Raw genomic sequence first — 24,157 nt, forward strand, 5'->3', positions numbered from 1 at the left:
TCGATCGCCGAGTTTGCCGGCAGATTTGTCTCAAATGTCGCTTGATGGCGCGCCAAGAAGCTCGTCCTTGCAAACAGGTTCCGATCGCAATTGGCAGGATAAATTGGCCTCCTGTAGCGCGCCTGCCACGGCCGCGCTCCATTTTTGGCGTTGATGGAGACGCACATCAGGCGGAAATTTTGGGCTCGGCGGGTTTTCTGCGCCGACCGTTTGGACTATTGATCCGACTCCGCCAAAATGGCGAGAACGAAACGCGCTCATCGCGCGCCGCTCGCAAATTGCAGCCGCCGGAGACCGATTTTTGGACCAGATGATTGCAGTTCCGGTCGATGCTGTCTGCGAGAAGATTCGCGCGTCCTGTGAATCCGGACAGACGATCGCCTTCGTGTCGGGCAACTTCAACGTCGTGCACCCCGGACATTTACGGCTTTTGAAGTTCGCGGCCGAGCAGGCGGACGTCCTCGTCGTCGGCGTCAATCCGGATTCCACACCGGGCGTGACCCTGGCGCAGGACATGCGGCTGGAAAATGTGCGGTCGATCTCCTTTGTGCATCATGCCGTGCGCCTGGACGCCTCCGCATCCGACTTCATCTCGCACCTGAAGCCGACCGTCGTCGTCAAGGGCAAGGAGTTCGAGGACCGCGCCAATCCGGAGCAGGAGGCCGTCAACGCATATGGCGGCCGCCTGATCTTCTCGTCCGGCGAATTGCGCTTCGCCTCTCTGTCGCTCTTGGAACGCGACGCGAACATCGACATCTCGACGGTCCGCAAGCCGCTGGAATTCCCGCGTCGTCACGGTTTTGAAATCTCGAACCTGAAGGACCTGCTCGGCAAGCTCGCCGGCATGCGCGTCGCCGTCATCGGCGACCTCATCGTCGACGAGTACGTAACCTGCGACGCGGTCGGCATGTCCCAGGAGGACCCGACCATCGTCGTCACGCCGCTGATGACACGCACCTTCGTCGGCGGCGCCGGCGCTGTCGCGGCGCATGCGCATGGCCTCGGGGCCGACGTGAAGTTCTTCACTCTGGTCGGCGACGACGACGCGGCGCGGTTCGCGCGCAACACGCTGGAGCAGCACGGCGTCGATTTCAACGCCTTCACCGACCAGAGCCGGCCGACCACGCGCAAGCAGCGTTTCCGCGCGCTCAACAAGACGCTGTTGCGCGTCAATCATCTGCGCCAGCACGCCTCCGACGCCGACCTCCAGCGGCAGATGCTCACTTCGGTCGAGCGCGCCTTGAAATCGTGCGATCTGCTGCTGTTTTCCTGCTTCAACTATGGCTGCCTGCCGCAGGATCTGGTCGACGCGATCGCTGATCGTGCCCGCTCCAACGGCGTGATGATGGCGGCCGACAGCCAGGTGTCGTCGCAGACCGGCGACGTCTCCCGCTTCAAGGGAATGACCCTGCTGACGCCGACCGAACGCGAGGCGCGCGTCGCGCTCAACGACTTCATCTCGGGCCTGGCGGTCATCAGCGAGCGCCTGGTCGAACGGGCCCGCACCCGAAATCTGGTGATCACGCTCGGCGCCGAAGGCGCGCTGATCAACACGATGGCCGAGGGCATCTTCACCTCCGACCGCCTGCCCGCGTTCAATCCGTCGCCGAAGGACGTCTCCGGCGCCGGTGACAGCTTCTTCATGGCCTGTTCGATGGGCCTGCGCGCCGGCGCCGACATCTGGCAGGCCTCCTATCTCGGCTCGCTGGCCGCCGCGCTGCAGGTCTCGCGCGTCGGCAACCTGCCGCTGACGACGGCCGAACTGGTGCGGGAAATCGACGAGACCGGCTTCAGCCAAGAATAAGTTCAGGAATGGGATGTCGAGATGCGTGCCCTTCTGCTCGCCGCCGGGATCGGAAGCCGGCTGCGTCCGCTGACCGATACGACGCCGAAATGCCTGGTGCGTGTGCACGACCGGCCGTTGCTGGACTACTGGCTCGACCTCGTGTTCGAAGGCGGCATCGAGCGGGCCCTGCTCAACACGCACTGGCTCGCCGAGCAGGTGCGCGCCCACGTCGCCCAATCGCGCTGGCGCGATCGCATCGATCTCGTTCATGAAGACGAGCTGCTTGGCACCGGCGGCACCGTGCTCGCCAACCGCGTCTGGTTCGGCGACCAGCCGTTTCTGGTCGCGCATGCGGACAATTTGACGGATTTCGACGTCGCCGGCCTGCTCGCCGCCCACCGCGACCGCCCACCCGGCTGCATCATGACGATGCTCGCATTCCGGACCGACGATCCAAGCTCGTGCGGGATTCTCCAGCTGGATGATCTCAACCGGGTCATCGCCTTCCACGAGAAGGTCAAGAATCCGCCCGGGAACCTCGCCAATGGCGCGGTCTACGTGTTCGATCCCGCCGTGATCGCTGACATCGCCGCGCTCGGAAAGCCGATCGTCGACCTCTCCACCGAAATCATCCCCAATTATCTGGGACGGATTTTGTGTGTGGAAACCAGTGGTTATCACCGGGATATCGGCAACCCGGAAAGCTTGCGCCGGGCTCATTTGGAGTTTAAGCACGAACCGCGCCGTGGCGGGGACGTTTGACGGGCGGCGTCTGCCGCCGGGCCGGTCGCCTTCCCCAGCCAATTTGTATAAAGGTGCGCGCGACGCGCCGGCCGGCGACACGACAGGCGAGCCACGGGGATTCAGCAGATGAAGATTTTTGTCACCGGTGCGTGCGGCTACAAGGGCAGCGTGCTCGTGCCGAAGCTGTTGAAGGCCGGCCACAAGGTCGTCGCGTTCGACATCATGTGGTTCGGCAACTTCCTCGAGCCGCATCCGGATCTCACCGTGGTCCAGGGCGACGTCCGCAATCCCGACGCGATCGACCTGACCGGCGTCGATGCCATCATTCATCTCTCCAGCGTCGCCAATGATCCCTGCGGCGATCTCGACCCGAAGCTGACCTGGGAGATCTCCTGCCTCGCCACGATGCAGCTCGCCGACCGCGCCTATCGCCACGGCATCAAGCGCTTCATCTATGCCTCGTCCGGCAGCGTCTATGGCGTGAAGGAGGAGGAGCAGGTCACCGAGGATCTCGAGCTGCTGCCGATCTCCGAGTACAACAAGACCAAGATGTGCGGCGAGCGCATCGTGCTGTCCTACAAGGATGACATGGTGGTGCAGATCGTGCGCCCCGCCACCGTGTGCGGCTACTCTCCGCGCCAGCGCCTCGATGTGTCGGTGAACATGCTGACGATGCAGGCGCTGATGAACGGCCGCATCACGGTGTTCGGCGGCGACCAGACCCGGCCCAACATCCACATCGATGACATCACCGACCTCTATTTGTTCCTGCTCGATCATCCCGAGCATACCGGCATCTACAATGCCGGTTTCGAGAACATCTCGATCCTCGACATCGCCAACATGGTCGCCAAGCATGTGAAGGCCGAGATCGTGGTGACCCCGTCGAACGACCCGCGCAGCTATCGCGTCAACTCCGACCGGCTGCTCGCGACCGGCTTCCGTCCGAAGAAGACGGTGGAGGACGCGATCAAGGAAATCATCGGCATGTACTCGCAGGGGCAGCTCAAGAACGAAGACCGCTGGTACAATCTGAAATGGATGGAGAAGGAGGTCGTGAAATGAACGTCCTGGCCTTCAAGACCCCCGGCAGCCTGTTCGCCGACTACACCAGCCGCTTCAGCACCGTGCTGAAGGACTTCGACTGGAGCCCGGTCGAGAAGCTGGCCTACGATCTGCGCGATTGCTGGCAGACCGGCCGGCAGGTGTTCTTCTGCGGCAATGGCGGCAGCGGCGGCAATGCCAACCATCTCGCCAACGACTTCCTCTACGCGCTGTCGAAGACGCCGGGCTCGGGCCTGCGCGTGCATTCGCTGTCGTCGAACCCCTCCGTGATCACCTGCCTCGCCAATGACGAAGGCTATGACCAGGTGTTCTCGCTGCAGCTCGCGGTGCTCGCGCGCAAGGGCGACGTGCTGATCACGTTCTCCGGCTCCGGCAACTCGCCGAACATCCTGAAGGCGCTCGAAGAAGGCAAGAAGATCGGCATGACCAGCTATGCCGTGCTCGGTTTCTCCGGCGGCAAGGCCAAGGCGCTGGCCGACGTGCCGATCCATTTCGCTGTCGACGACATGCAGATCGCCGAGGACGCGCAGATGGTCATCGGCCACATGATCATGCAGTGGCTTTACGCCCAGCGTGGCGACATCATCACATCGCGCGAGGTCTGACGGACAGGGACGATGGCTGCGAACGAAAAGTACCTGATCCTCGGCTCGAACTCCTTCTCGGGCGCAACCTTCGTCGATTTCCTGGCCGCGGCCGGTCACGACGTGATCGCCACCAGCCGCTCCGACGAGCCGCATGACGCGTTCCTGCCCTACAAGTGGCAGAAGCGCCCCGGCAGCGTGCGCTTCAAGCGCGTCGACCTCAACCACGACCTCGACGCGCTGAAGGCGCTGCTCGCGGCCGAGCGGCCGACCCATGTGGTGAACTTCGCGGCACAGAGCATGGTCGGCGAGAGCTGGCTGTATCCGGACCATTGGATGATGACCAACGTCGTCTCCGCGGTTCGGCTGCACGACATCCTGCGCAACTATGACGGCCTCGACCGCTACGTCCACGTCACGACGCCTGAGGTCTACGGCTCGACCGAGGGCTGGGTGCGCGAGGATGCGCCGTTCAACCCGTCGACCCCCTATGCGGTGTCGCGCGCGGCCGGCGACATGAGCCTGCGGACGTATTTCGCCAACTACGAGTTTCCCGTGGTGTTCACCCGCGCCGCCAATGTCTATGGCCCGGGCCAGCAGCTCTACCGCATCGTGCCGCGCACCATCGTCGCGGCGATGACTGGCCAGAAGCTGCGCCTCGACGGCGGCGGCAAGTCGATCCGCGTCTTCATCCACATGACCGACGTGTCGGACGCGACGGTGAAGATCGGCCGCAGCGGCAAGCTCGGCGAGACCTACCACATCTCGGGCTACGAGCTGGTCTCGATCCGCACCCTGGTCGAGATGATCCTCGCCCGCCTCGGCAAGTCGTTTGAGGACTGCGTCGAGATCGGCCCCGAGCGGCCGGGCAAGGACACGGCCTACACGCTCGACAGCTTCAAGCTGCGCACTGAACTGGGCTGGCGCGACACGTTCTCGCTGGAACAGGGCATCGACGATGTCATCGCCTGGGCGCGACGCTTCGAGGGTGCCATGGCCAAGCTGCCGACCAAATACGAGCATAAACCCTGATCGACGACCCCCACGCTTCCCTGGGAAGCGCGACTGGAGAGCACGATGAACGTTGCAGTCCGGAGCCCGGCGGCCAAGCCTGACGCCGCCGCCCTGAAGGCGCAGGCGGCGAAGCTGCGCGGCAAGATCATCGAGATGTCGCACAAGGCGCAGGCGGCGCATCTCGCCTCGTCGCTGTCCTGCGCCGATGCGATGACGGCCGCCTATTGGCACGTGCTGAACATCGACCCCAAGAACCCGACCGATCCGCTGCGCGACCGCTTCATCCTGTCGAAGGGCCATGCCGCCGCGGCGCTGTTCGCGACCTTGGCGATGAAGGGCTACTTCCCGATCGAGGAGCTCGACACCTACTGCCAGGACGGCGGCCGGCTCGCCGAGCATCCGCCGGCGAACCTCCTGCCCGGCGTCGAAGCAGCCACCGGCTCGCTCGGCCACGGCCTGCCGCTCGGCTGCGGCATGGCGCTCGCCGGCCGCATCAAGGGCGAGAATTACCGCGTGTTCGCGCTGCTGTCGGACGGCGAGAACAACGAGGGCTCGGTGTGGGAGGCCGCAATGTTCGCCGCCGCCCAGAAGCTCGAGAACGTCTGCGTCGTCGTCGACTACAACAAGTGGCAGGCGACCGCGCGCTCCAACGAGACCCTGATGCTGGCGCCGCTGCGCGACAAATGGGCGGCGTTCGGCTGGGATGCCCACGAGATCGACGGCCATGACGTCGGCGCGCTGGCGGAGGCGATGCAGAACATCCCGAACGGCTCGGGCAAGCCGGTGGCGCTGATCGCCCACACCGTGAAGGGCAAGGGCGTGTCGTTCATGGAGGACGACAACAACTGGCATTACCGCGCCCCCACCGCTGAGGAAGTCGTCAAGTCGTTCAAGGAGCTCGGCCTGTCATGAGAAACGCATTCGCGGACGAGCTGACCAAGCTCGGCAACGAGGACTCTCGCGTCGTCATGCTGTCGGGCGACATCGGCAACCGCCTGTTCGACAAGTTCAAGGACAAGCATCCGAGCCGCTTCTTCAACTGCGGCGTGGCCGAGGCCAACATGATGGGCGTCGCCGCCGGCATGGCCATGAACGGCCTGCGCCCGGTCGCCTATACCATCACGCCCTTCGTGACGACGCGCTGCCTGGAGCAGATCCGCACCGACGTCTGCTATCACGAGGCGCCGGTGACCATCGTCGCCGTCGGCGCCGGCCTCGCCTATTCCGGCCTCGGCCCGACCCATCACGCCTGCGAGGACATCTCGTTCCTGCGTTCGATCCCGAACATGGTCGTGATCTGCCCGGGCGATGCCTTCGAGGTGCGCGGCGCGCTGCGCGCGGCGATGCAGCAGGACCGTCCGGTCTACATCCGCATGGGCAAGAAGGGTGAGCCGGTCGTTCACAAGGGCCCCATCGCAGACTTCAAGATCGGCAAGGCGATCACGATCGAGGAAGGCAGCGACGTGTGCCTGCTCTCGACCGGCAACATGCTGCCGGAAGTCATTGAAGCCGCACACAAGTTGAAGGAAAAGGGGATCTCCGCGGAGGTCGTCAGCTTCCACACGGTGAAGCCGCTGGATGAGGACAAGCTCAAGCAGGCCTTCAGCCGCTTCAAGCTGGTCGCGACCATCGAGGAGCATTCGCTGATCGGCGGCTTCGGCGCCGCGGTCTCCGAGTGGCTCGTCGACAGTGAGACCGCGCCGAAGAAGTTCCTGCGCTTCGGCACGCCGGATGCCTTCTTCAAGAAATCCGGTGAACAGGAATATGCCCGCGAGGTGCTCGGCCTGACCGGCCACCAGATCGCGGACAAGATCATCCACGCCTTGAGCTGAGACATCACATGAAGACCCAAGCTGCCCTCCTGGTCCAGACCGGCCAGCCGCTCGTCCTTGCCGAGATCGAGACGCCGGCCCTGAAGCCGGGGCAGGTCCTGGTCGAGATCGCCTATTCCGGCGCCTGCGGCACGCAGTTGATGGAGTGGCGTGGTGACAAGGGCGAGGACAAATGGGTCCCGCATTGCCTCGGCCATGAGGGCACCGGCACCGTGATCGAGGCCGGCAGCGCCGTCACCAAGGTCAAGGTCGGCGACAAGGTCGTGCTGTCCTGGATCAAGGGCAGCGGCATCGAGGCTGGCGGCGCCGTCTATGACTGGGACGGCAAGAAGGTCAACGCCGGCGGCGTCACCACCTTCCAGCGGCATTCGGTCGTCAGCGAGAACCGCCTGACCCTGCTGCCGCCCGATTTGCCGATGGACGTCGCGGTGCTGCTCGGCTGCGCCGCGCCGACCGGCATGGGCGCGGTCTACAATGTGCTGAAGGTGCAGCCGGGCGATGCGGTCGCCGTGTTCGGCACCGGCGGCATCGGCCTCAACGCGCTGATGGCAGCTAGCCTCGCCGGCGCCATGCCGGTGATCGGCATCGACCCCAACCCGACGCGCCGCGCGCTCGCCAAGATCTACGGCGCAACGCATGTGATCGACGCGGCCGGCGACGTGCTGGCCGAGATCAAGAAGATCGTGCCGCAGGGCGTTGATCTCGCGGTCGAATCCTCGGGTATCCCCGGCGTCATGGATCAGGCGATCAATTCGACACGCCAGCAGGGCGGCCGCGCGGTCGTGATCGGCAATGCCAAGCATGGCGCGGCGCTGACGCTGAACCCGGGCGTCTTCAACCAGGGCAAGAGCCTGCTCGGCACCTGGGGCGGCGACAGCGTGCCGGATCGCGACTACGGGCGCTACGGGCGGCTGCTGAGCTCCGGCCGCTTCCCGGTGCGGGACCTCTTGTCGAAGCCCTACAGCCTCGCCCAGGCCGACCAGGCGCTGGCCGACCTCGCCGCCGGCAAGGTCGGCCGTCCGCTGATCGACATGTCGCTGGCTTAAGTTCTGGCCATGCGGATCGGGATCGACTTCGACAACACGATCGCCTGTTATGACGGCGTGTTTCATGCGGCCGCGCTGGAGCGCGGCCTGATCCCGGCCGATCTCGGCCACGACAAGAACAGCGTCCGCGATCATCTCAACGGCAGCGGGCGCAAGGACGATTTCACCGAGCTGCAGGGCTATGTCTACGGCGCCCGCATGGACCTGGTGTCGCCCTACCCCGGCTTTGCGGAATTCGTGACCGCCGCCCGCGGCGCCGGTCATGACCTGTTCATCGTCAGCCATAAGACCAGGCACCCTATTCTCGGGCCGAAGCACGACATGCATGCCGCCGCGCGTGGCTTCCTGACCGACCGCGGCCTGATGGGGGAAGCCGCTGGCCAGATCGCACCTGACCGCGTGTTCTTCGAGCTGACCAAGGACGAGAAGGTCGCGCGTGCGCATGCGCTGGCGTGCGAAGTCTTCGTTGACGACCTTCCGGAGATCCTCGGGATGGGCGGCTTCCCTGAGGGCATGCGCAAGGTGCTGTTCGATCCGGAGAACCAGTTCGCGGCCAAGGCCGTGCCTTACGAGCGCCGCTCGACCTGGGCCGAGATCGCGGCGGATGTCGTCCGTGACCCCCACTGACGCCGGCGCGGAGCCCGATGCCGCCCTGCTGGCGCTGGCGCAGCGCCTCACCGCGCAGGCCGGCAAGGCCAGCCCGACGGCGCTGACCCGGCTCGCCGGGGGCCGCAACAACCAGGTCTTCCGTCTCGACACCGCTGACGGCCCGCTGGTCCTCAAGCGCTACTTCACCGATGCCCGCGACACCCGCGACCGGCTCGGCGCCGAGTGGAGCTTCATCAGCCATGCCTGGTCCCACGGCGTCCGCGTCGTGCCGGAGCCGCTGGCCTGCGATCGCGCCGAAATAGCCGGCCTGTACGGCTTCGTCGCAGGGCGCAAGTTGACGGCAATCGAGCTGGCCCCGGCGCATGTCGATGCCGCGATCGACTTCGTGCTCGCGGTGAACGCCCAGCCCCGCCCTGAGCTGGCGCCGGGCTCGGAAGCCTGCTTCTCCCTCGCCGAGCACCTCGCCACTGTCGAGCGCCGCGTTGCTCGCCTGGCCACCCTCGATGCTGAGGTGCCGCATGTTGCCGAGGCCCGGACATTCGTGGCGGCGCAGCTGCAGCCGACCTGGGCCGAGGTGAAGGCGACCATTCTGCGCGGCGCCGCGGCCGAGGGGGTCGCCTTCGAGGCCGCCATCCCCGCCGACCAGGTCTGCCTGTCGCCGTCCGATTTCGGCTTCCACAACGCGCTGATCGACGACCAGGACAAGCTCACCTTCCTCGACTTCGAATATGCCGGCCGCGACGACCCGGCCAAGCTCGTCTCCGACTTCTTCTGCCAGCCGGAGGTGCCGGTGCCGCTGCCGGTGCACGAGCATTTCATCGACCGGCTGACGGACGGCCTCGGGCTCGACGCCGCCAGCGTCGCGCGCTGCCGGCTGCTGCTCGACGCCTACCAGGTCAAATGGACCTGCATCATCCTCAACGACTTCCTGCCGCTCGGCGCCACCCGTCGCGCCTTCGCCGACACCGGCGCCTGGGCGCAGCGCTGCGCCGCGCAGCTCGCCAAGGCCGAAGCGCAGCTCGGCCTGATCGGCGCCACATCCGATTAACCGACACTCACACGCCCGGAGAGCTTCATGGCCTATCGCGAGTTCGTCAGTCTCGTCCACAAATCGACCAAGCGCGACTATCTCGCGCGCGTCACCCAGCGCGACAAGGCCGATGTCGCGGAGATGGCGATCAAGTACGACTACGACTATTGGGACGGCAGCCGCGAGACCGGCTATGGCGGCTACAAATATGACGGCCGCTGGCGCAAGGTCGCCGACGCCATGATCGAGACCTACGGCATCAAGCCCGGCATGCGCGTGCTCGACGTCGGCTCCGGCAAGGGTTTCATCCTGCACGATTTCCGCGAGGCCATCCCGGACCTCGAAGTGGCCGGCATCGATATCTCCTCCTACGGCGTCGAGCACACGATGGAGAGCGTGAAGCCGTTCTGTCAGGTCGGCAATGCGGCCAAGCTGCCCTACCCCGACAAGCATTTCGACCTCGTCATCTCGATCAACACGCTGCACAATCTCTACAACTACGATCTCGACGCGGCGCTGCGCGAGATGGAGCGCGTCAGCCGCGGCGCCAAATATCTCTGCGTCGAGGGCTACCGCAACGAGCGCGAGAAGGTGAACCTGATGTACTGGCAGCTCACCTGCCGCATCTTCCACACCCCCGAGGAATGGGCCTTCGAGTTCAAGCGCTCCGGCTACACCGGCGACCACGAATTCATCTTCTTCGAATGAGCCATGCCTGGAACCGCCGCGTCTGCCCGCACACGCGGCGGTTTCAAATGGGATCCTCCGGTAAAGCGGTCCTCGCCGAGGGCAACGGTTGTGGATGGCCGTTGTCGGCTCACGCCAAAGCCTCAGCCTGATTTTGCGGGCGCACGAAAATGTCTATAATGTGCCGTGAGTTGGGAAACGTGGGACCGGGTGGCGATGGCGAAATCCTTGAAGGCGACAATAGCTGAGTGGTTTCCCCGCCCCTTCGTGTACAGGTTGCGCTCCATCAAACGGGCCATCATGGGCCAGCCGCCTCCTGAGCACTGGGAGAGCAACGTCGACAACGATACGACCGACGAGCGCGGCCAGCCCAGGCCGCGCACGCGTCAGACCGAGGCGCTCGAGCGGTTGCACGGGCAGAAGATCAGCTCCCCCTACCTGTTCTACGAAGTCGATGATGTCCTCACGCTTCCCGCCAAGGAGATCGCGCGGACGTTGACGCTGGGCGCGATGTACATCAACAGCGCCGACGTGATCGGTGACGTCGCCGAATTCGGCACCATGGGCGGCTTCACGGCCCGCACCCTCGCCAACGCAATGGTGTTCGATCCGAAATACCAGCCCAACCAACCACTGCGCAAACTGCGCCTGTTCGACAGTTTCGAAGGGCTGCCGGAGATCACCTCGCGCATCGATCTCGAGTCGCAGCACGTCAAATCGAAAGCCTGGTCCAGGGGCGGCTGCAAGGTTCTGGGTGCAAAGGATCTCAAGGAGATGGTCGAAGCCATCATCCCGCCGAGCCGGGTGCGGATCCACGAAGGCTGGTTCGCCGACACCGTCAAGCAACTGCCGGACGATACCCGCTTCGCGCTGATCCATTTTGATGGAGACCTGTATTCCTCCACGATGGACGCACTGGCGCCTTGCTTCGAGCGCGGCTTGATTTCCAAGGGCGCCCTGATCTGCTTCGATGATTGGAATTGCAACGAAGCCGATCCGGAGGCCGGCGAGCGCAAGGCGTGGGCGGATCTCGTCAGCCGCTTCGAGATCGTGGCCAGCCATTCCGGCGACTACTCGATCCAGAGCACCAAGTTCATCATCCACTCGTATCGTGGCATGAAACCCAGGCCGGCATGAGGGCATACCCTGCCGCAACCTTGGTTGCATCCTATTGCTAGTCGCGGCTACAAGGTGAACTGATGGGCTGTGCATACCCACACGCTCCCGGCACGCAGCACGTCAGCTTGCGAGCACACAAGTGCTCCAGCCGTTTCCACCTGCAACACCGGATCTTCCGGACCTGCGTCGGAGAAGTTGAATGCTGACCCCGCTCAAGGCCGCGCTGGCCGAGACGCTTCCGCCGACGGCGCTGTACTGGCTGCGGTCGGTCAAGCGCGCCATCATGCTGCAGCCGCCGATCCCCTGGCCATTTGCGTGGCCGGGCGACTTGACACGCACACAGTCCGTCGCCGCCGAAGTGGAGGACGATGGCCGGCCGATCCAGGACACCGCGATCGAGCGCTACAAGATGCGCAACCTGCCCTCGCCGGATTCCTTCTACGGCTATCAGGACATTCTGCCGCTGGCCGCCAAGGAAATCGCGAAGGCGCTGACGCTGAGCGTCCAATACGTCAACGGCTCGCACGTCTACGGCGATATCGCCGAGTTCGGCACGATGGGCGGCTTCAGCGCGAAGGCCATTGCAACCTCGATGGTCTTCGATCCTCAGCGCCAGCCGCTCAGCAAGAGCGCCTCGGGCGAAAATCCGTTCCGCATCCTTCGCCTGTTCGACAGCTTCGAGGGCCTTCCGGAAATCACCTCGCCCGTCGACCTCGGTTCCCCGCACGTCGTGTCCGGCGCGTGGGCCAAGGGCGGCTGCAAGGTGCTCGCAGCGCCTGAGCTGCGCGAGCGCATCGGCAAGATCCTGCCGCCGCACCGTTTCCAGCTCTACGAAGGCTGGTTCGCCGATACCGTCAAGACGCTGCCGCCGGAGACGCGCTTTGCCATGATCCATTTCGACGGCGACCTCTACCAATCGACGATGGATGCGTTGGTGCCGCTGTTCGAGCGCGGCATGATCTCGACCGGTGCGATGATCTGCTTCGACGATTGGAACGCCAATCGTGCAATCCCCACCACCGGGGAACGCCAGGCGTGGAAGGAGCTGGTCGAAACGTTCAACATCGACGCCAGCAATTGCGGCGACTACTCGGTGGGCGGCACCCGCTTCATCATCCACTCCTATCGCGGCATCCCGGCCGATCCGGAATAGCGTCTACGGCGGCCGCTGCCGGAGCGGCCCCAACAGATCGTCGATGGTCTCGCGCACCAGGAAGATCGCGCCGGGGATCGTCAGGTGCCCTGGATCGAACGCCGTCAGTTGCGCGGCGCCTGGACCTATGCGGCTGAGACAGCCCTCTGCATTACAGAAGACGTCGCGCACCGAGATGTAGGCGATGCCGAGCTCGCGGGTGAGCTCGCGAAACAGAGCGTCGCGGCCCCGTGTCCATTCGTCGTTCGAGCGAAAAAAGGTCCGCTCGGGCAGCACCGTTCCGGACTGCCGGAAGTAGTCCCGCACATTGTTGGACAGGCCGGCGCCCTGCCAGCCCGGCGGCGGGCCCATCAGCACGATCCTGGTGATGCCGCTCGCCCTGAGTACGGCGACCGTACGCAGCAGACCCTGGCGCAGCACGGTCTCGTCATGGCCCCAGGTCGAATCGAGGATGACGACATCCGGCCGGAGACGGCCGATCCGCTGCGCGACATCGTCATTGATGCTCTTGCAGAACGGCCGGGCGTCCAGCGTGTAGCCGATCAGCGGCGGACAGGCAGAGGCTGTGTACTGCGCGACGTCGTAGCCCCGCTCGGCTGAAACATGCAGCAGGCCCGGATAGAGCGCCGCGCCGTACGAGTCCCCCCAGATCAGCAGCAGCGGCCGGCGTCCCTGCCCTGCACAATCGGCGCCGAATTCGGACGCAGGCTGCAGCAGCAACAGACAGCGTCCGCGACGCCAATGCATCCAGGTCTCGCTGCCTGAGAGCATGAAGGCCCTGATCTCCGGGGCGAAGCGGATCGGCAACCCGCGCGTGCTCGTGGCCACCACGCCGACCGGAATCAGCGCGGCCAAGGCTGCGAGCAGGGAACTGACCCGCCAGGTGGGCTTCGCTGCCCCGAACCGGATCGGAAACTCGATGGCGCGGTAGGTGAGCCACGCCAGCACGATGCTCGCTCCGAGCACGGCCAGCAGCGCCCAAATCGGAGCCGCTCCGCCAAAGTGCAGCTTGGTGAAAGCGATCAGCGGGTAGTGCCACAGATAGAGCGGATAGCTGATCAGCCCGGTGAGGACCAAGGCGGGCTGCGCCAGGACGCGATGCGCCGGCGTGCCGCTGGTCGCGATCAGCGCCATGGCCGACAGCACGGGAACGAGGGTTCGCACGCCCGGCCAGGGCGAGGCGCTGCTGAAACCGAAGAACGCCACGAGCAGGCCGGCAACGCCGAGGCTCGAGAGCAGCCCGGCGGTGGCCGGCCCGATCCGAAGCCCGGCCTGCTGCCGCAGCCATACTGCCAGAAATGATCCGGCCAACAGCTCCCAGCCGCGCGTGGTCGGCGCATAGAACGCCCAGGCTGCCTCCTTTGCGGGGGTTGCAAGGCAGACCACCAGTGAGCCGGCCGCCAAGGCAGCCACGATAGCCGCCTTCTGCGATCGCCACCGGCTGACCAGCACGAACGCCGCCGGCCAGACGATGTAGTACTGCTCTTCGATGCCCAGCGACCACAGATGCAGGAGCGGCAGACGCTCGGCTCCCGGATCGAAATAGCCGACGATCTGCGCGTGCAGCATGAGGTTTTCAGCAAAAGCTATGGCGCCGATGATGTTCGACCCCAGCGCCTCCATCTCGCCCACCGGCAGCACGAACCAGGCGATCAGGAACGTCGCCAGCACCACCGTGATCAGAGACGGAAAGATCCGCAGGATGCGGCGGGCGTAGAACGTCGCGAAGCTGAAGCTGCCGTCGGCGCACTTCCGATCGATGATCGCGGTGATCAGATAGCCCGAGATCACGAAGAATACGTCGACGCCGGCGAAGCCGCCAGGCATCAGACGCGGGAAAGCATGAAAGACGAGCACGGCCATGACGGCGACCGCGCGCAGGCCATCGATGTCGGGACGGTAAGACAGCGCATGCGCCGGACTGCGGGGCTGCAGGCGAAGGGCCCTTGCGGCCGCGAGATCAACGCTTCCGGCGTTCCTCATCGTCGCGCAGTCCCTGAAATGCACGCGTCCTCTCCAGGGCGACGGCCAGGTCGCGGGTGAAATCGGCCGCCCCCCTGGCATCGAGATGGCCGCCGCTGTCCCAGCTGGAATAGTCCGTCCGCGCCGGCAGCGCGGTCTCGACGCCGATGGCATCGGCGATCTCGCGCACCTGCGTGAAGCAGCCATGGTAGTTCGGGACCAGGGTGAGCACGACCGGCGCGTCCAGCGCCTGGACGAGCTCGCGCGCATTGGCAATGACGTCCGGCGTGGTGTGGCAATCGGGATCGCGGGTCATCTTCACGCCGCCATTGTCGCCCGCGGCGAAGCGCGGGAACAACCGCATGTCGGCGGCGCCGGTCTGAACATTGCGTTCAAATGACGGGATGGGTGCCGTCTTCACAACACCAAGTACGCTGCGCAGGCCTCGCGTCGCGTCCTCCAGCCGCCAGTGGATGTTGCGACGGATCACAGTGGCATAGGAGCTGAAACGACTGCGTGTCGTGCTCGGAATGGGCCGGACGTCCGCACCAAAGGCGCGGGTCAGGTTGCGGTGGAAGAAGTTGCCGCCGCCGCCGCCATCGTCGGCATTGAGGATCCACAGCCGCGGCCGAAGATGATGCTTTTGGGCGATCCGGCGCGCGAACTCGCTGCTGGCGACGCCCACGAAGGCCATGTTGTAGACCTTGAGCCCATAGGGCTGCTCGAGGCGCTCGCGAATGACCGCTTCGTCGAGCGCGAACGATACCAGTGACGAGCCGAGTACGATGACGTCGGCGTCCTTGACATGGCGGATCGAGCCGCCGATGTCATGATAGAACAGATCCTGGTCCTGGATTTCGGTAACCACCTCACCGCCGAAATCGCGAAACCACGACGCATCGCCGGGTCTGCTGATGGCGCCGAGATGATCGCCCTGTGACAGCGACAGCCAGAGGCAAAGCCCTGCCAGCAACGTAGCCGCCGGTATCGCCAGCCAGAGCAGGTATCGGCGCGCCGCGCGGCCGAGGCTGCCGTCGATGACGTCATCCGGGGTGAACCCCATCTGCTCGGTGGGACCATTCATGGCAGGGATCGAGCGGTCGGACACGGCTTACTTCGGCAGACCCGGCAGTGCATCGAGCACATGTCGGGCAACGAGGATTGATGCAGGATTCGTCAGATGTCCGGAATCGAACGTCGTCACCTCCGAGTCGTTTGGTCCGATACGTGTCAGGCAGCCGTCATCGTTGCACATGAAATCGCGGACGGAGACGTACTGTACGTCAAGTTTCTTCGCTTGCGCCGCGAGCAATTGGTCGAACGGCTTCGTCCACGGATCGACGGTCCGGAACCAGGTCCGCGCCGGAAGCACGGTGTGGGTCTGGAAGTAGTAGTCCAGCAGGTTCGCCGGCAGCCCATCGCCATCCCATGTCGGCGGCGGACCAGCGATCACGATCGTCGGAACGCCTGCGGCCTTGACCAGCGGAATCGTACGGTCGAGCCCGACGCGGGCCTCCTCGTCGCCAACGCGCCACGTGCCGTAGAAGATCAAGACGTCCGGCTTCAACTCGGTCAAATGCTTGAGCACCGCGTCGTTGGCCGGCTTGCAGAGCGGCCGATGTGGGTTGACGTAGCCGATCAGCGGAGCGCAGGCCGAGATGGAAAACTGCGCGACATCGAAGCCACGCTCCGAACCGAATCGCGCCAGCCCAGGATACAGCGAAGCCGCATAGGAATCGCCCCACAACGCCACCAGCGGACGGCGGCCCGCGCCGAGACATTCCGGTGCGAACGCGCTCTGATCGGCGAGCAGCAGACATTTGCCGTTGCGCCAGAATTGCGCCGTCTCGCTGCCGTCGAGCATGAATCCGCGGATGTCGGGCGGGATTCGTGCCGGCCAGCCGCTGGTCCGATCGGCGGCAACGCCGACGGCGCCCAGCGCCACCATGCCGGCCAGCAGACTCCCGACCTTGAGCGGCACCAGCCTTCGGCCGAACCGAATCGGACGTTCGATGAACTGGTAGGTCAGCCACGCCAGCGCCACGCTGACTGCGATGATGCCGAACATGACCGGGGCCGGCACCTGATCCAGATAATGGATCCGCGCATAGGCCATCAACGGATAGTGCCAGAGATACAGCGGATAACTGATCAGGCCGATGAAGACCACGAAAGCCGACGACAGCACGTAGCGATGCACCAGGGTGCCGCTCGTCGCGATCAACGCCGCCGCTCCGAGCATCGGCAAGAGCGTGGGGAGACCCGGATGCGGCGCGGGGCGGCCAAGGCGCCAGAATGCGAACGCGATGGCAGCCAGCGCGACGATGGCCAGCACCTCCTGCCCGGTTCGCCCATCGACGGGGTCTTTCATGCCATCGAACCGCGGCATCGTGTTGCGGCGGCTGGTCCAGATGGCGAGACCCGAGCCAACGAGCAGTTCCCAGGCCCGCGTCACCGGCAGATAGAAGGCATAGTCGGGCGCGCTCCGCTGCACGATCACGCAGGCGACGAACGACGCCACCGCGAGCACGGCTGTTATCACGAGGCTGCTTCGACGCCACCAGCCGATCACCATCAGCAGCACCGGCCAGACGATGTAGTATTGCTCCTCGATGGCCAGCGACCAGAGATGCAACAGCGGCTTCTTTTCGGCAGCAAGGTCGAAGTAGCCGACCTGCCCGAGCAGAATGAAGTTCTGGATGAAGATGGCGCCGCCCGCAATGTTGGTGCCGAGCGACTTCATCTCGCGCGGCGGCAGCACGAACCAGGCAATCAGGAACGTCACCAGCACCACCGCGATCAGCGCAGGAAAGATGCGGCGTATCCGGCGCGCATAGAAATCCGCGATGCTGAACGTGCCCGACAGCATCTGCTTGTGAATGATGCCGGTGATCAGATAGCCGGAGATGACGAAGAAGATGTCGACGCCGTAGAAGCCGCCGGGGACTGCGGTGGGAAAGGCATGAAAGGCGAGAACCGGCAGAACGGCGACCGCCCGTAGCCCGTCGATGTCCTCGCGATAGCTGAGCGGCGTCGCATGGGCCTCAGCCAGGGACGAATTGGGGTGGGCGAAGTTCATTACACCAAGTCACGGGTTCAGGAACGGCCACCCATCAAAGCGGGATATTTCTCGATGAAGTAGCGAGATGGTCGTGAATTGCCGAAGAATCCGGGAATGTTCACACATTTCTCCCAGTCGTCGTCGACCGGCAGAATGGCAGGTGCGGTCCCGGACGACAAGTCCAACACTTCCTTCGTCGTCTCCAAAATTTCGTCGCTGCTGCTCTCGCTCACGGTGAGACCGGCGTGCTGGACCGTTTCATAGGTGGGAAACGTCCAGCGCCATTGCTCGGAGGTCACGTCGCCCAGCGACAGTAGACAACCCTCACGGGTATGAACCGGCTTGAGCGAGAACCGTGTATCCTTCGACCACAACAGTCCGACCGAGCTGAGCGCATTCACCATCGCGGTCGGAATGCCGAAGCTGGTCGCGACATAGGCAAAGCCCGAGGTCGTGCCGATGAAGATGCGTGCGCGGCGCATGAGGTGGACGTCCATCTCGGGTGCCTGATCCTCGCAGCGGGCATAGTCGACGACGCGCGGCATCTCCGGCAGCGGCGGCGCCTTGCGTCCGCCCATGCGGATGACCCAGCCGCCCTGATCGGTGATGAAGCGAACCGTGTCGAGGTAGTTGCCGATCGTAGCGCTGCGAATCGATTCGCCCTGCCCGAGGGTCTCGCCCCGCGCCTCGGCATCGCGCATGTGCAGGCAGACGAACCAGTCGTCCGGTCCGAGCCCCCACTTCTTGCGCAGAGCCTGATAGCGCATCTCCGTGCGATCATCGGCTCGCATTCGCGAATCGTAGATGTCCCGCAGTGGAAATCCACGACCTTCCCGCTCCCACTGCTGAAGCGCCATCGATCCGGCGTCGTTCCAATAGACGCAGCGGCCATCCTTGAATTGATAGGCCTGATGGGAATCGCCAAGGAACGGCGTCAGAGACGCCAGTTCGTGCCAGACCGCCGGCGACACGTCGTCGTCGCCAAGCGTCAATGTGGGGCAGATGTCCGAAAACAGCGACAGGAAGGTCTTGTTGGCAATCCGTTCATTGTAGGCCAGCAGCAGCGGCTGCTCGTCCCACCAACCCATCTCGCGCATCATCAAATGCACGTTGAGATGACCATTGTGGCCGATCAACGCACTCCAGTCCGGGGACAGGAGCCGGACATTCGAAAGATCCGTGCCGATTCGGTCGAGATAGCGCTTCAGCTCTCGCGACGGCGACGGCAGGTTGCGGCGCAGCCTGCGCTGTGTGTCCATCGAGCGGGAATAGACCCGTGGCACGAGATCGCCTTCGCCATTGTGATAGGTGCGCAGCAGCAGATGCCGGTAGGCGTAGAACATGTAGACGTCGAGAGAGTCTGCTTGCTCCTGCCTGTCATTCGCAAAATGCCACTCGTCGCGATCTGTGGGCCCGGCGTCGGCCGGAGGCACCGCGCCGCCTTCGAGATTGAGCTCCGTCGTCAGCCGATCGACGACGTCCGGATCGCGGAAGAAATTCGGGATGTATTGCCCGACGCGCGCATCGTTCGGGATGGCCGCCGCGTCGCGACGCGAGAACAGCACTTCCTCGAAACGGAAGTTCCGATGCTCGAGCATCAACCGGATGAATGTCCGCATCTGCGGCGACGCGCCAGCCAGCCAGCTCCATTGAAAACGGTGGACCTGGGTCAACACGTCCATCGAATAATAGCTCGCAAAGACGTCGATGCCCTGCGGGCTGTCGATTCTGATCGTCTTTTTGACCGAGCGGGCATATTTGAGGGCGTCGTCGTGGCGGTCACTGAGCAGTAGAAAATAGACGACCTCGTCCGGGTATTCGCGCAGCCACTTGTTCTCGAAAACCCAATCGCGGTGTTGTGTCACGAAGGGTGCACAAAAGAACACGAAATGGCGGTCAATCGCGCCGTGTTCGAACACATAGCGGAACCAGACGCTCAGGCGAAAACGCATCCTGAACGGCAGACACGTGAACGCGAGATGGCGAAGAAAGTGACGGCCCCTGGTCTTCGACAGAGCGTTGACGGTTCTCTGCGTGAGAAGCTTCAGACGTCGTCTCGTCTGCAGTCGAACACGATCGCGGAAGGTGCACGGTGCGTCCTCCGCGGGTGAGACTGTGTCGTAGTACGTCACTGCTGCCAGACCTTCACGTGAGAACCACGATACGTTTACGATTACTTCGACGCAGTGCAACGATCAACACTTGATCGGCGTCGAACTATGCAGGCGAGCAGCGCCTCTGAAATGAACTTTGTAGATGTCGCTCGCGCGCAACGCGCTTTGACGATCACCACGTAAAAATACGGTACGCGTCTATCTCCTACATCGCCGAGCGGCAAGCACGTTGCGCCTTCGATGACATTTGGAACAGCATGCCTGTAGATACATTACGATGCATAAATGGCGACAACGCAGCGACGCGGCTCGAAAGCTCTGACGGATTCGGGAGAAATGCCAAGAATTCCTGCGATTTTCCCGATACGTGGCGCCGGTGGGCGCTGCGCATCAAAAGGCGGTGATGCTCTGCCCCAGGTGTTCGCTTCGCTTCGGAACCGACCCGCGGTATTGTGATCCGAATACGTTACCGGAGCACACGATGACATCGGCCTGCCGCCTCTGCGGACACGAGATTCACACGGCTGCACTTTCCCTTGGACGAATGCCCGTCTGCAACAGCTTCAGCAGGAGTGGCGATGCTCCGCGCCGCGTCGATCTCGACGTCGTCGAGTGCGAAACGTGTCAGCTCGTCCAGCTGCCGACAGCGCCTCCGCCCGCCCTGCTGATGCCGGAGGTCTCATGGATTCGGTATCGCGAGCCCGAGGGCCATCTCGATGCGCTCGTCACGACGTTGTCGATGCTGCGGCCGTCGGCGGCGACGGCGATCGGCGCCGGCCCGTTCGAGCAACCCCTGTTATCGCGTCTCGCCGCACGCGGCCTGCAGACGCAGGCCCTCGCACTCGACATTCAGCCGGTCCAAGATCGCCATCCTTATCTGGAGAGTTGGCAGGGCATCCTCGACGATGCGCACCTGAGGGAGATGTCGGCGCGGCACGGCACCTTCGATCTCGTGTCGTGTCGCTACATCGTCGAGCACAGCCCGGCGCCGGTGGCCGCCCTGCGGGCGCTCAGACACCTGCTTGGGCCGAATGGCCTGCTGCTGATCGAGGTTCCCGACAGCGGCAAATTCCTTACCGCGCGCGATTACTGCTTCCTGTGGGAAGAGCACAGCTGCTATTTCGTCGACGCGACGTTGCGGCGGCTCGCTCAGGCGAGCGGATACCGGGTGGTTTCCTTGTTGCGCTATCCTGGCGCGCTCGAGGATGCACTCGTCGCCGTGCTCGAGCCTGAGGTTGGGCCCGGCTCCGCCCTGGCGGCGCAGGGCCCATCTGAGCTATTCCAGCGCTATCGTGAGAGCTTTGCCGGTTGCCGGGACCAGCTGCAGGCCCGTCTGGCCGCAGCTGCCGGACCGCTGAACGACGGCGTTGCCTTGTTCGGCATCGGGCACCACGCCATCATGTTCGCAAATGCCTTCGGCGTCGCCGACAAGATCGCGCTGGCGGTCGATGACGACGCCGACAAGCGCGGCTTTTTTGCACCGGGATTCCGCATCCCCGTGGTAGGCTCGGAAGCGCTGCTGGCAGACGAACAGGTCACCACCTGCCTGTTTGCCGTGGCGCCTCACATCGAATCCCGGGTGCGCGACAAGCTCGCCCCGCTTGCGGCGCGAGGCGTGACGTTTCACTCCATTTACGCGGCGCTCGACAACGCAATCACGAAGGAAGTCACTTCATGAGCCTCGTTCAGAAGTCCCCCGAGGTGTTCCTGGCCGAGGGGCCCATTTCTGCCGTCGGCGCCGCCGAGATCAACACGCTCAAGGCGGCCGTTGCCGCGAGCCCCAAGCGGCGGGCGCGAATCAACGCCCATCCGGACGGCGAGGATCAGTTGCACGAGATGATCATCGCCATCGATGCCAGCTCCTACATCCGGCCGCACAAGCACCCGGGCAAGAGCGAGGCGTTTCACATCATCGAGGGCGAGGTCGATATCGTCGTGTTCGACGACAACGGCGAGATCGAGCGCGTGGTCGAGCTGGGACCGCCCGGCGGCCAGCGCCCGTTTTATTACCGGATGTCCAACGCGTTCTTTCATACGCTCATCATCCGCAGCGATCTGCTGATCGTCCACGAGATCACCAACGGGCCGTTCCGTCCCGGCGCCAGCCTGTTCGCCGACTTCGCGCCCGAGGACAGTGACGCCGCCAAGGCGGCTGCGTATCAGGCCGAGCTGGTCCGCCGGGTCGCCGCCCTGCAGGACGCCGCGGCATGACCAGCCATGCCGTCGTGATCGGCGGGACCCGTGGCCTCGGCCGCGTGGTGGTCGAACGCTTTCTCGCCCGCGGCTGCGACGTCACTGTGGTGTCGCGGCAACGTCCTGCCGATTTTCCCGAGCAGCCCGGCCTGCGACATTTCCCGGCCGATCTGGAGCGCAGCGAAAGCTTCGCCGGTCTCTGGGACCGGATCGCCGAGGCTGGCGGTGCCGTCCGCTACCTCGTGCTGAGCCAGCGCTTCCGAGGCCAAGGTGACCCCTGGGCCGGCGAGATCCAGGTCGGCCTGACCGCATCGCGCGACCTGATCGAGGGCTTTTCCGCCCATTTCGCCGAGACGGGTGACCGGGCGATCGGCGTGGTCAGCTCCGTCTATGCCGAATTCGTCGGCAGCTCCCAGCCGGTCGGTTATCATGTCGTGAAGGGCGGCCTGAATGCGATGGTTCGCCACTACGCCGCAACGCTCGGCCGGCGCGGCATCCGCGTCAACGCGATCATGCCGTTGACCTATCTCAAGCGCGAGTCGCGCATTTTCTACGAGCAGAACGACAGGCTGATGGACACCTACCGCCGCTTGGTCCCGCTCGGCCGGCTCGGGACGGCCGAAGAGTGCGCCGACGCACTGGATTTTCTCTGCAGCGAGCGCGCCTCCTTCATCAATGGACAGAGCCTGTTCCTCGATGGCGGAGTGTCCACAGTCTGGCAAGAAGAGGTCGCCAAGAGCTTCGCAGGCCTGTAAAACGCGCCGCAAATCCCTCTTCGACCGACCATCCCGCCTGCGGGACCGCAACCCAGGATCGCCACGTCATGCAGCACGTCAAGCACAAGACCGATTGCCGCCTGTGCGGCTCGACATCGCTCGATCACGTGCTGCCCATTCGCGCCTCGGCCATCGGCGATGCCTTCGTGACCGCGGACCGGCTGGCCGAGCAGCAGGACCTCTATCCGCTCGACTGCTATCTCTGCCTCGACTGCGGCCATCTGCAGAATCTCGATGTCGTCGATCCCGACATCCTGTTTCGCGACTATACCTACCGCACCTCGGTCTCCCTCGGGCTCGTCGAGCATTTCAAGCGCTATGCGCAATCGGTTGTGTCCTCGCTCGCCATCCCGAAGGGCAGCCTCGTCGCCGAAATGGGCAGCAATGACGGCTCGCTGCTCAAGGCGTTCAAGAACGAGGGGATGAGAGTCCAGGGCATCGATCCCGCGCGCGACATCGCCGCGACGGCCACGAAGGAAGGGATTCCGACCATCCCCGACTTTTTCACCAGCGCGCTGGCGGCCCGGATCAAGGCCGAACAAGGCGAGGCCAAGCTGTTCTGCGCCAACAACGTGTTCGCCCACATCGACAACATGTCCGACGTGGTGAAGGGCATCCGGCTGTTGCTCGCCGATGACGGCGCGTTCGTGTTCGAGGTGTCCTACATCGTCGACATGATCGACAACATGGTTTTCGACACGATCTATCACGAGCACGTCTCGCATCACGCGCTGATCCCGCTCGAGACCTTCCTGAACCGGCACGACATGACGCTGTTCCACGTCGCGCGCACGGCGACCAAGGGCGGTTCGATCCGCGCTTTCGCGCAACCAAAGTCGACCGGCAAGCGCCCCCGCTCGGCGGAGCTGTCGCAGCTGATCGCCGAGGAAGAACGGCGCGGCGTGACCAAGCCGCAGATCTACCGCGACTGGTTTGCCGCAATCGAGCAATGCAAGAGCAAGGTGCTCGCCTATCTCGACAAGGCGATCGCCGAGGGCAAGCTGGTGGCAGCCTACGGCGCGTCCACCACGACGACCACGCTGCTCTACCACTTCGAGCTCGAGAACCGGGTCAAGTTCATCGTCGACGACAACGACCTCAAGCACGGCCGCTTCAGCCCCGGCGCACACATCCCGGTGCTGCCCTCCAGCGAGCTCGCAACCAGGAAGCCAGATGTGGTCGTGATCCTCGCCTGGATCTACGCGGAGCCGATCCTCAAGCGCAATCAGGCCTATCTGGAGGACGGCGGCCGGTTCCTGGTGCCGCTGCCGGAGCCCCGGATCGTCGCGGCCGCGGGCTCGGCTGCGATCTAGTCGGTGCCCTGAGCTGCCCGGTTGACAGCTCTGGCGTAACATGGTCCAGCAAGCCCTGCCGATCGCCTG

General features: G+C 64.4%; 21 protein-coding genes. 17 read left to right on the forward strand and 4 right to left on the reverse strand.

The genetic code is table 11. The features are described from left to right. Positions 1-310: 310 nt before the first annotated feature. The 13 genes from ACQR07_RS05130 (at position 311) to ACQR07_RS05190 (ending at position 12,669) form a co-directional block, all read left to right on the forward strand. Entirely contained in the window at positions 311-1,804 is a 1,494-nt protein-coding gene (locus tag ACQR07_RS05130; RefSeq protein ID WP_434901258.1) for a PfkB family carbohydrate kinase, read from the forward strand. 21 nt (positions 1,805-1,825) lie between these two features. After that, entirely contained in the window at positions 1,826-2,548 is a 723-nt protein-coding gene (locus tag ACQR07_RS05135) for a nucleotidyltransferase family protein (protein ID WP_434901259.1), read from the forward strand. 108 nt (positions 2,549-2,656) lie between these two features. Beyond that, positions 2,657-3,595: an NAD-dependent epimerase/dehydratase family protein gene (locus ACQR07_RS05140; protein ID WP_434901260.1), complete on the forward strand. Its 939-nt coding sequence runs from the start codon at positions 2,657-2,659 to the stop codon at positions 3,593-3,595. Next, the gene (locus ACQR07_RS05145) at positions 3,592-4,200 is read left to right on the forward strand and encodes an SIS domain-containing protein (protein ID WP_434901261.1); all 609 of its coding nucleotides are present in this window, start codon (positions 3,592-3,594) and stop codon (positions 4,198-4,200) included. The genes ACQR07_RS05140 and ACQR07_RS05145 overlap by 4 nt, the downstream gene beginning before the upstream one ends. 12 nt (positions 4,201-4,212) lie before the next feature. Then, a complete protein-coding gene (locus ACQR07_RS05150; protein WP_434901262.1) occupies positions 4,213-5,211 on the forward strand; it encodes an NAD-dependent epimerase/dehydratase family protein in 999 nt (332 codons plus the stop codon). Between the two features lie 45 nt (positions 5,212-5,256). Continuing rightward, positions 5,257-6,105, forward strand: coding sequence for a transketolase (locus ACQR07_RS05155; RefSeq protein WP_434901263.1), 849 nt, complete (start codon positions 5,257-5,259; stop codon positions 6,103-6,105). Then, on the forward strand, positions 6,102-7,025 hold the full coding sequence (locus ACQR07_RS05160) for a transketolase family protein (protein WP_434901264.1): 924 nt from the start codon (positions 6,102-6,104) through the stop codon (positions 7,023-7,025). The genes ACQR07_RS05155 and ACQR07_RS05160 overlap by 4 nt, the downstream gene beginning before the upstream one ends. An 8-nt stretch (positions 7,026-7,033) precedes the next feature. Further along, a complete protein-coding gene (locus tag ACQR07_RS05165) occupies positions 7,034-8,071 on the forward strand; it encodes a zinc-binding dehydrogenase (protein WP_434901265.1) in 1,038 nt (345 codons plus the stop codon). A 9-nt stretch (positions 8,072-8,080) separates the two neighbouring features. Further along, positions 8,081-8,698 carry a hypothetical protein gene (locus tag ACQR07_RS05170; RefSeq protein ID WP_434901266.1) on the forward strand — a complete coding sequence of 206 codons (618 nt, stop codon included), beginning with the start codon at positions 8,081-8,083 and terminating at the stop codon, positions 8,696-8,698. Next, entirely contained in the window at positions 8,685-9,728 is a 1,044-nt protein-coding gene (locus tag ACQR07_RS05175) for a phosphotransferase (protein WP_434901267.1), read from the forward strand. The genes ACQR07_RS05170 and ACQR07_RS05175 overlap by 14 nt, the downstream gene beginning before the upstream one ends. 27 nt (positions 9,729-9,755) lie before the next feature. Next, positions 9,756-10,418 (forward strand): class I SAM-dependent methyltransferase, encoded by a 663-nt coding sequence (locus ACQR07_RS05180; protein WP_434901268.1) that lies wholly within the window; start codon positions 9,756-9,758, stop codon positions 10,416-10,418. A 195-nt stretch (positions 10,419-10,613) separates the two neighbouring features. Then, positions 10,614-11,534, forward strand: coding sequence for a TylF/MycF/NovP-related O-methyltransferase (locus tag ACQR07_RS05185; protein ID WP_434901751.1), 921 nt, complete (start codon positions 10,614-10,616; stop codon positions 11,532-11,534). Between the two features lie 181 nt (positions 11,535-11,715). Next, a complete protein-coding gene (locus tag ACQR07_RS05190; protein ID WP_434901269.1) occupies positions 11,716-12,669 on the forward strand; it encodes a TylF/MycF/NovP-related O-methyltransferase in 954 nt (317 codons plus the stop codon). 3 nt (positions 12,670-12,672) lie between these two features. On the opposite strand, the gene ACQR07_RS05195 is transcribed toward ACQR07_RS05190, so the two are convergent. Genes ACQR07_RS05195 through ACQR07_RS05210 form a run of 4 tightly spaced genes read right to left on the reverse strand, consistent with a single transcriptional unit; the run spans position 12,673 to position 19,611 of the window. Beyond that, positions 12,673-14,652 carry an acyltransferase family protein gene (locus tag ACQR07_RS05195; RefSeq protein WP_434901270.1) on the reverse strand — a complete coding sequence of 660 codons (1,980 nt, stop codon included), beginning with the start codon at positions 14,650-14,652 and terminating at the stop codon, positions 12,673-12,675. Beyond that, a complete protein-coding gene (locus ACQR07_RS05200; protein WP_434901271.1) occupies positions 14,630-15,715 on the reverse strand; it encodes a hypothetical protein in 1,086 nt (361 codons plus the stop codon). Before ACQR07_RS05200 ends, ACQR07_RS05195 begins: the two co-directional genes overlap by 23 nt. 27 nt (positions 15,716-15,742) lie before the next feature. Then, complete coding sequence (locus ACQR07_RS05205) at positions 15,743-17,710, reverse strand: acyltransferase family protein (RefSeq protein WP_434901272.1); 1,968 nt, start codon at positions 17,708-17,710, stop codon at positions 15,743-15,745. Positions 17,711-17,727: 17 nt separating this feature from the next. Next, on the reverse strand, positions 17,728-19,611 hold the full coding sequence (locus ACQR07_RS05210) for a TIGR04372 family glycosyltransferase (RefSeq protein WP_434901273.1): 1,884 nt from the start codon (positions 19,609-19,611) through the stop codon (positions 17,728-17,730). Between the two features lie 676 nt (positions 19,612-20,287). On the opposite strand from ACQR07_RS05210, the gene ACQR07_RS05215 reads away from it, so the two are divergent. From ACQR07_RS05215 to ACQR07_RS05230, 4 genes are all read left to right on the forward strand, one after another. Continuing rightward, on the forward strand, positions 20,288-21,484 hold the full coding sequence (locus tag ACQR07_RS05215) for a class I SAM-dependent methyltransferase (protein ID WP_434901274.1): 1,197 nt from the start codon (positions 20,288-20,290) through the stop codon (positions 21,482-21,484). Further along, positions 21,481-22,017, forward strand: coding sequence for a WbuC family cupin fold metalloprotein (locus ACQR07_RS05220; protein ID WP_434901275.1), 537 nt, complete (start codon positions 21,481-21,483; stop codon positions 22,015-22,017). The genes ACQR07_RS05215 and ACQR07_RS05220 overlap by 4 nt, the downstream gene beginning before the upstream one ends. After that, positions 22,014-22,754: an SDR family NAD(P)-dependent oxidoreductase gene (locus tag ACQR07_RS05225; RefSeq protein WP_434901276.1), complete on the forward strand. Its 741-nt coding sequence runs from the start codon at positions 22,014-22,016 to the stop codon at positions 22,752-22,754. Before ACQR07_RS05220 ends, ACQR07_RS05225 begins: the two co-directional genes overlap by 4 nt. Positions 22,755-22,822: 68 nt before the next feature. Beyond that, positions 22,823-24,088, forward strand: a complete 1,266-nt coding sequence (locus ACQR07_RS05230) for a methyltransferase domain-containing protein (RefSeq protein WP_434901277.1) — start codon at positions 22,823-22,825, stop codon at positions 24,086-24,088. The last annotated feature ends 69 nt before the right edge of the window (positions 24,089-24,157 follow it).

The sequence above is a fragment of the Bradyrhizobium sp. HKCCYLS20291 genome (assembly GCF_051167715.1).
In the GTDB taxonomy this organism is placed as follows: Bacteria; Pseudomonadota; Alphaproteobacteria; order Rhizobiales; family Xanthobacteraceae; genus Bradyrhizobium.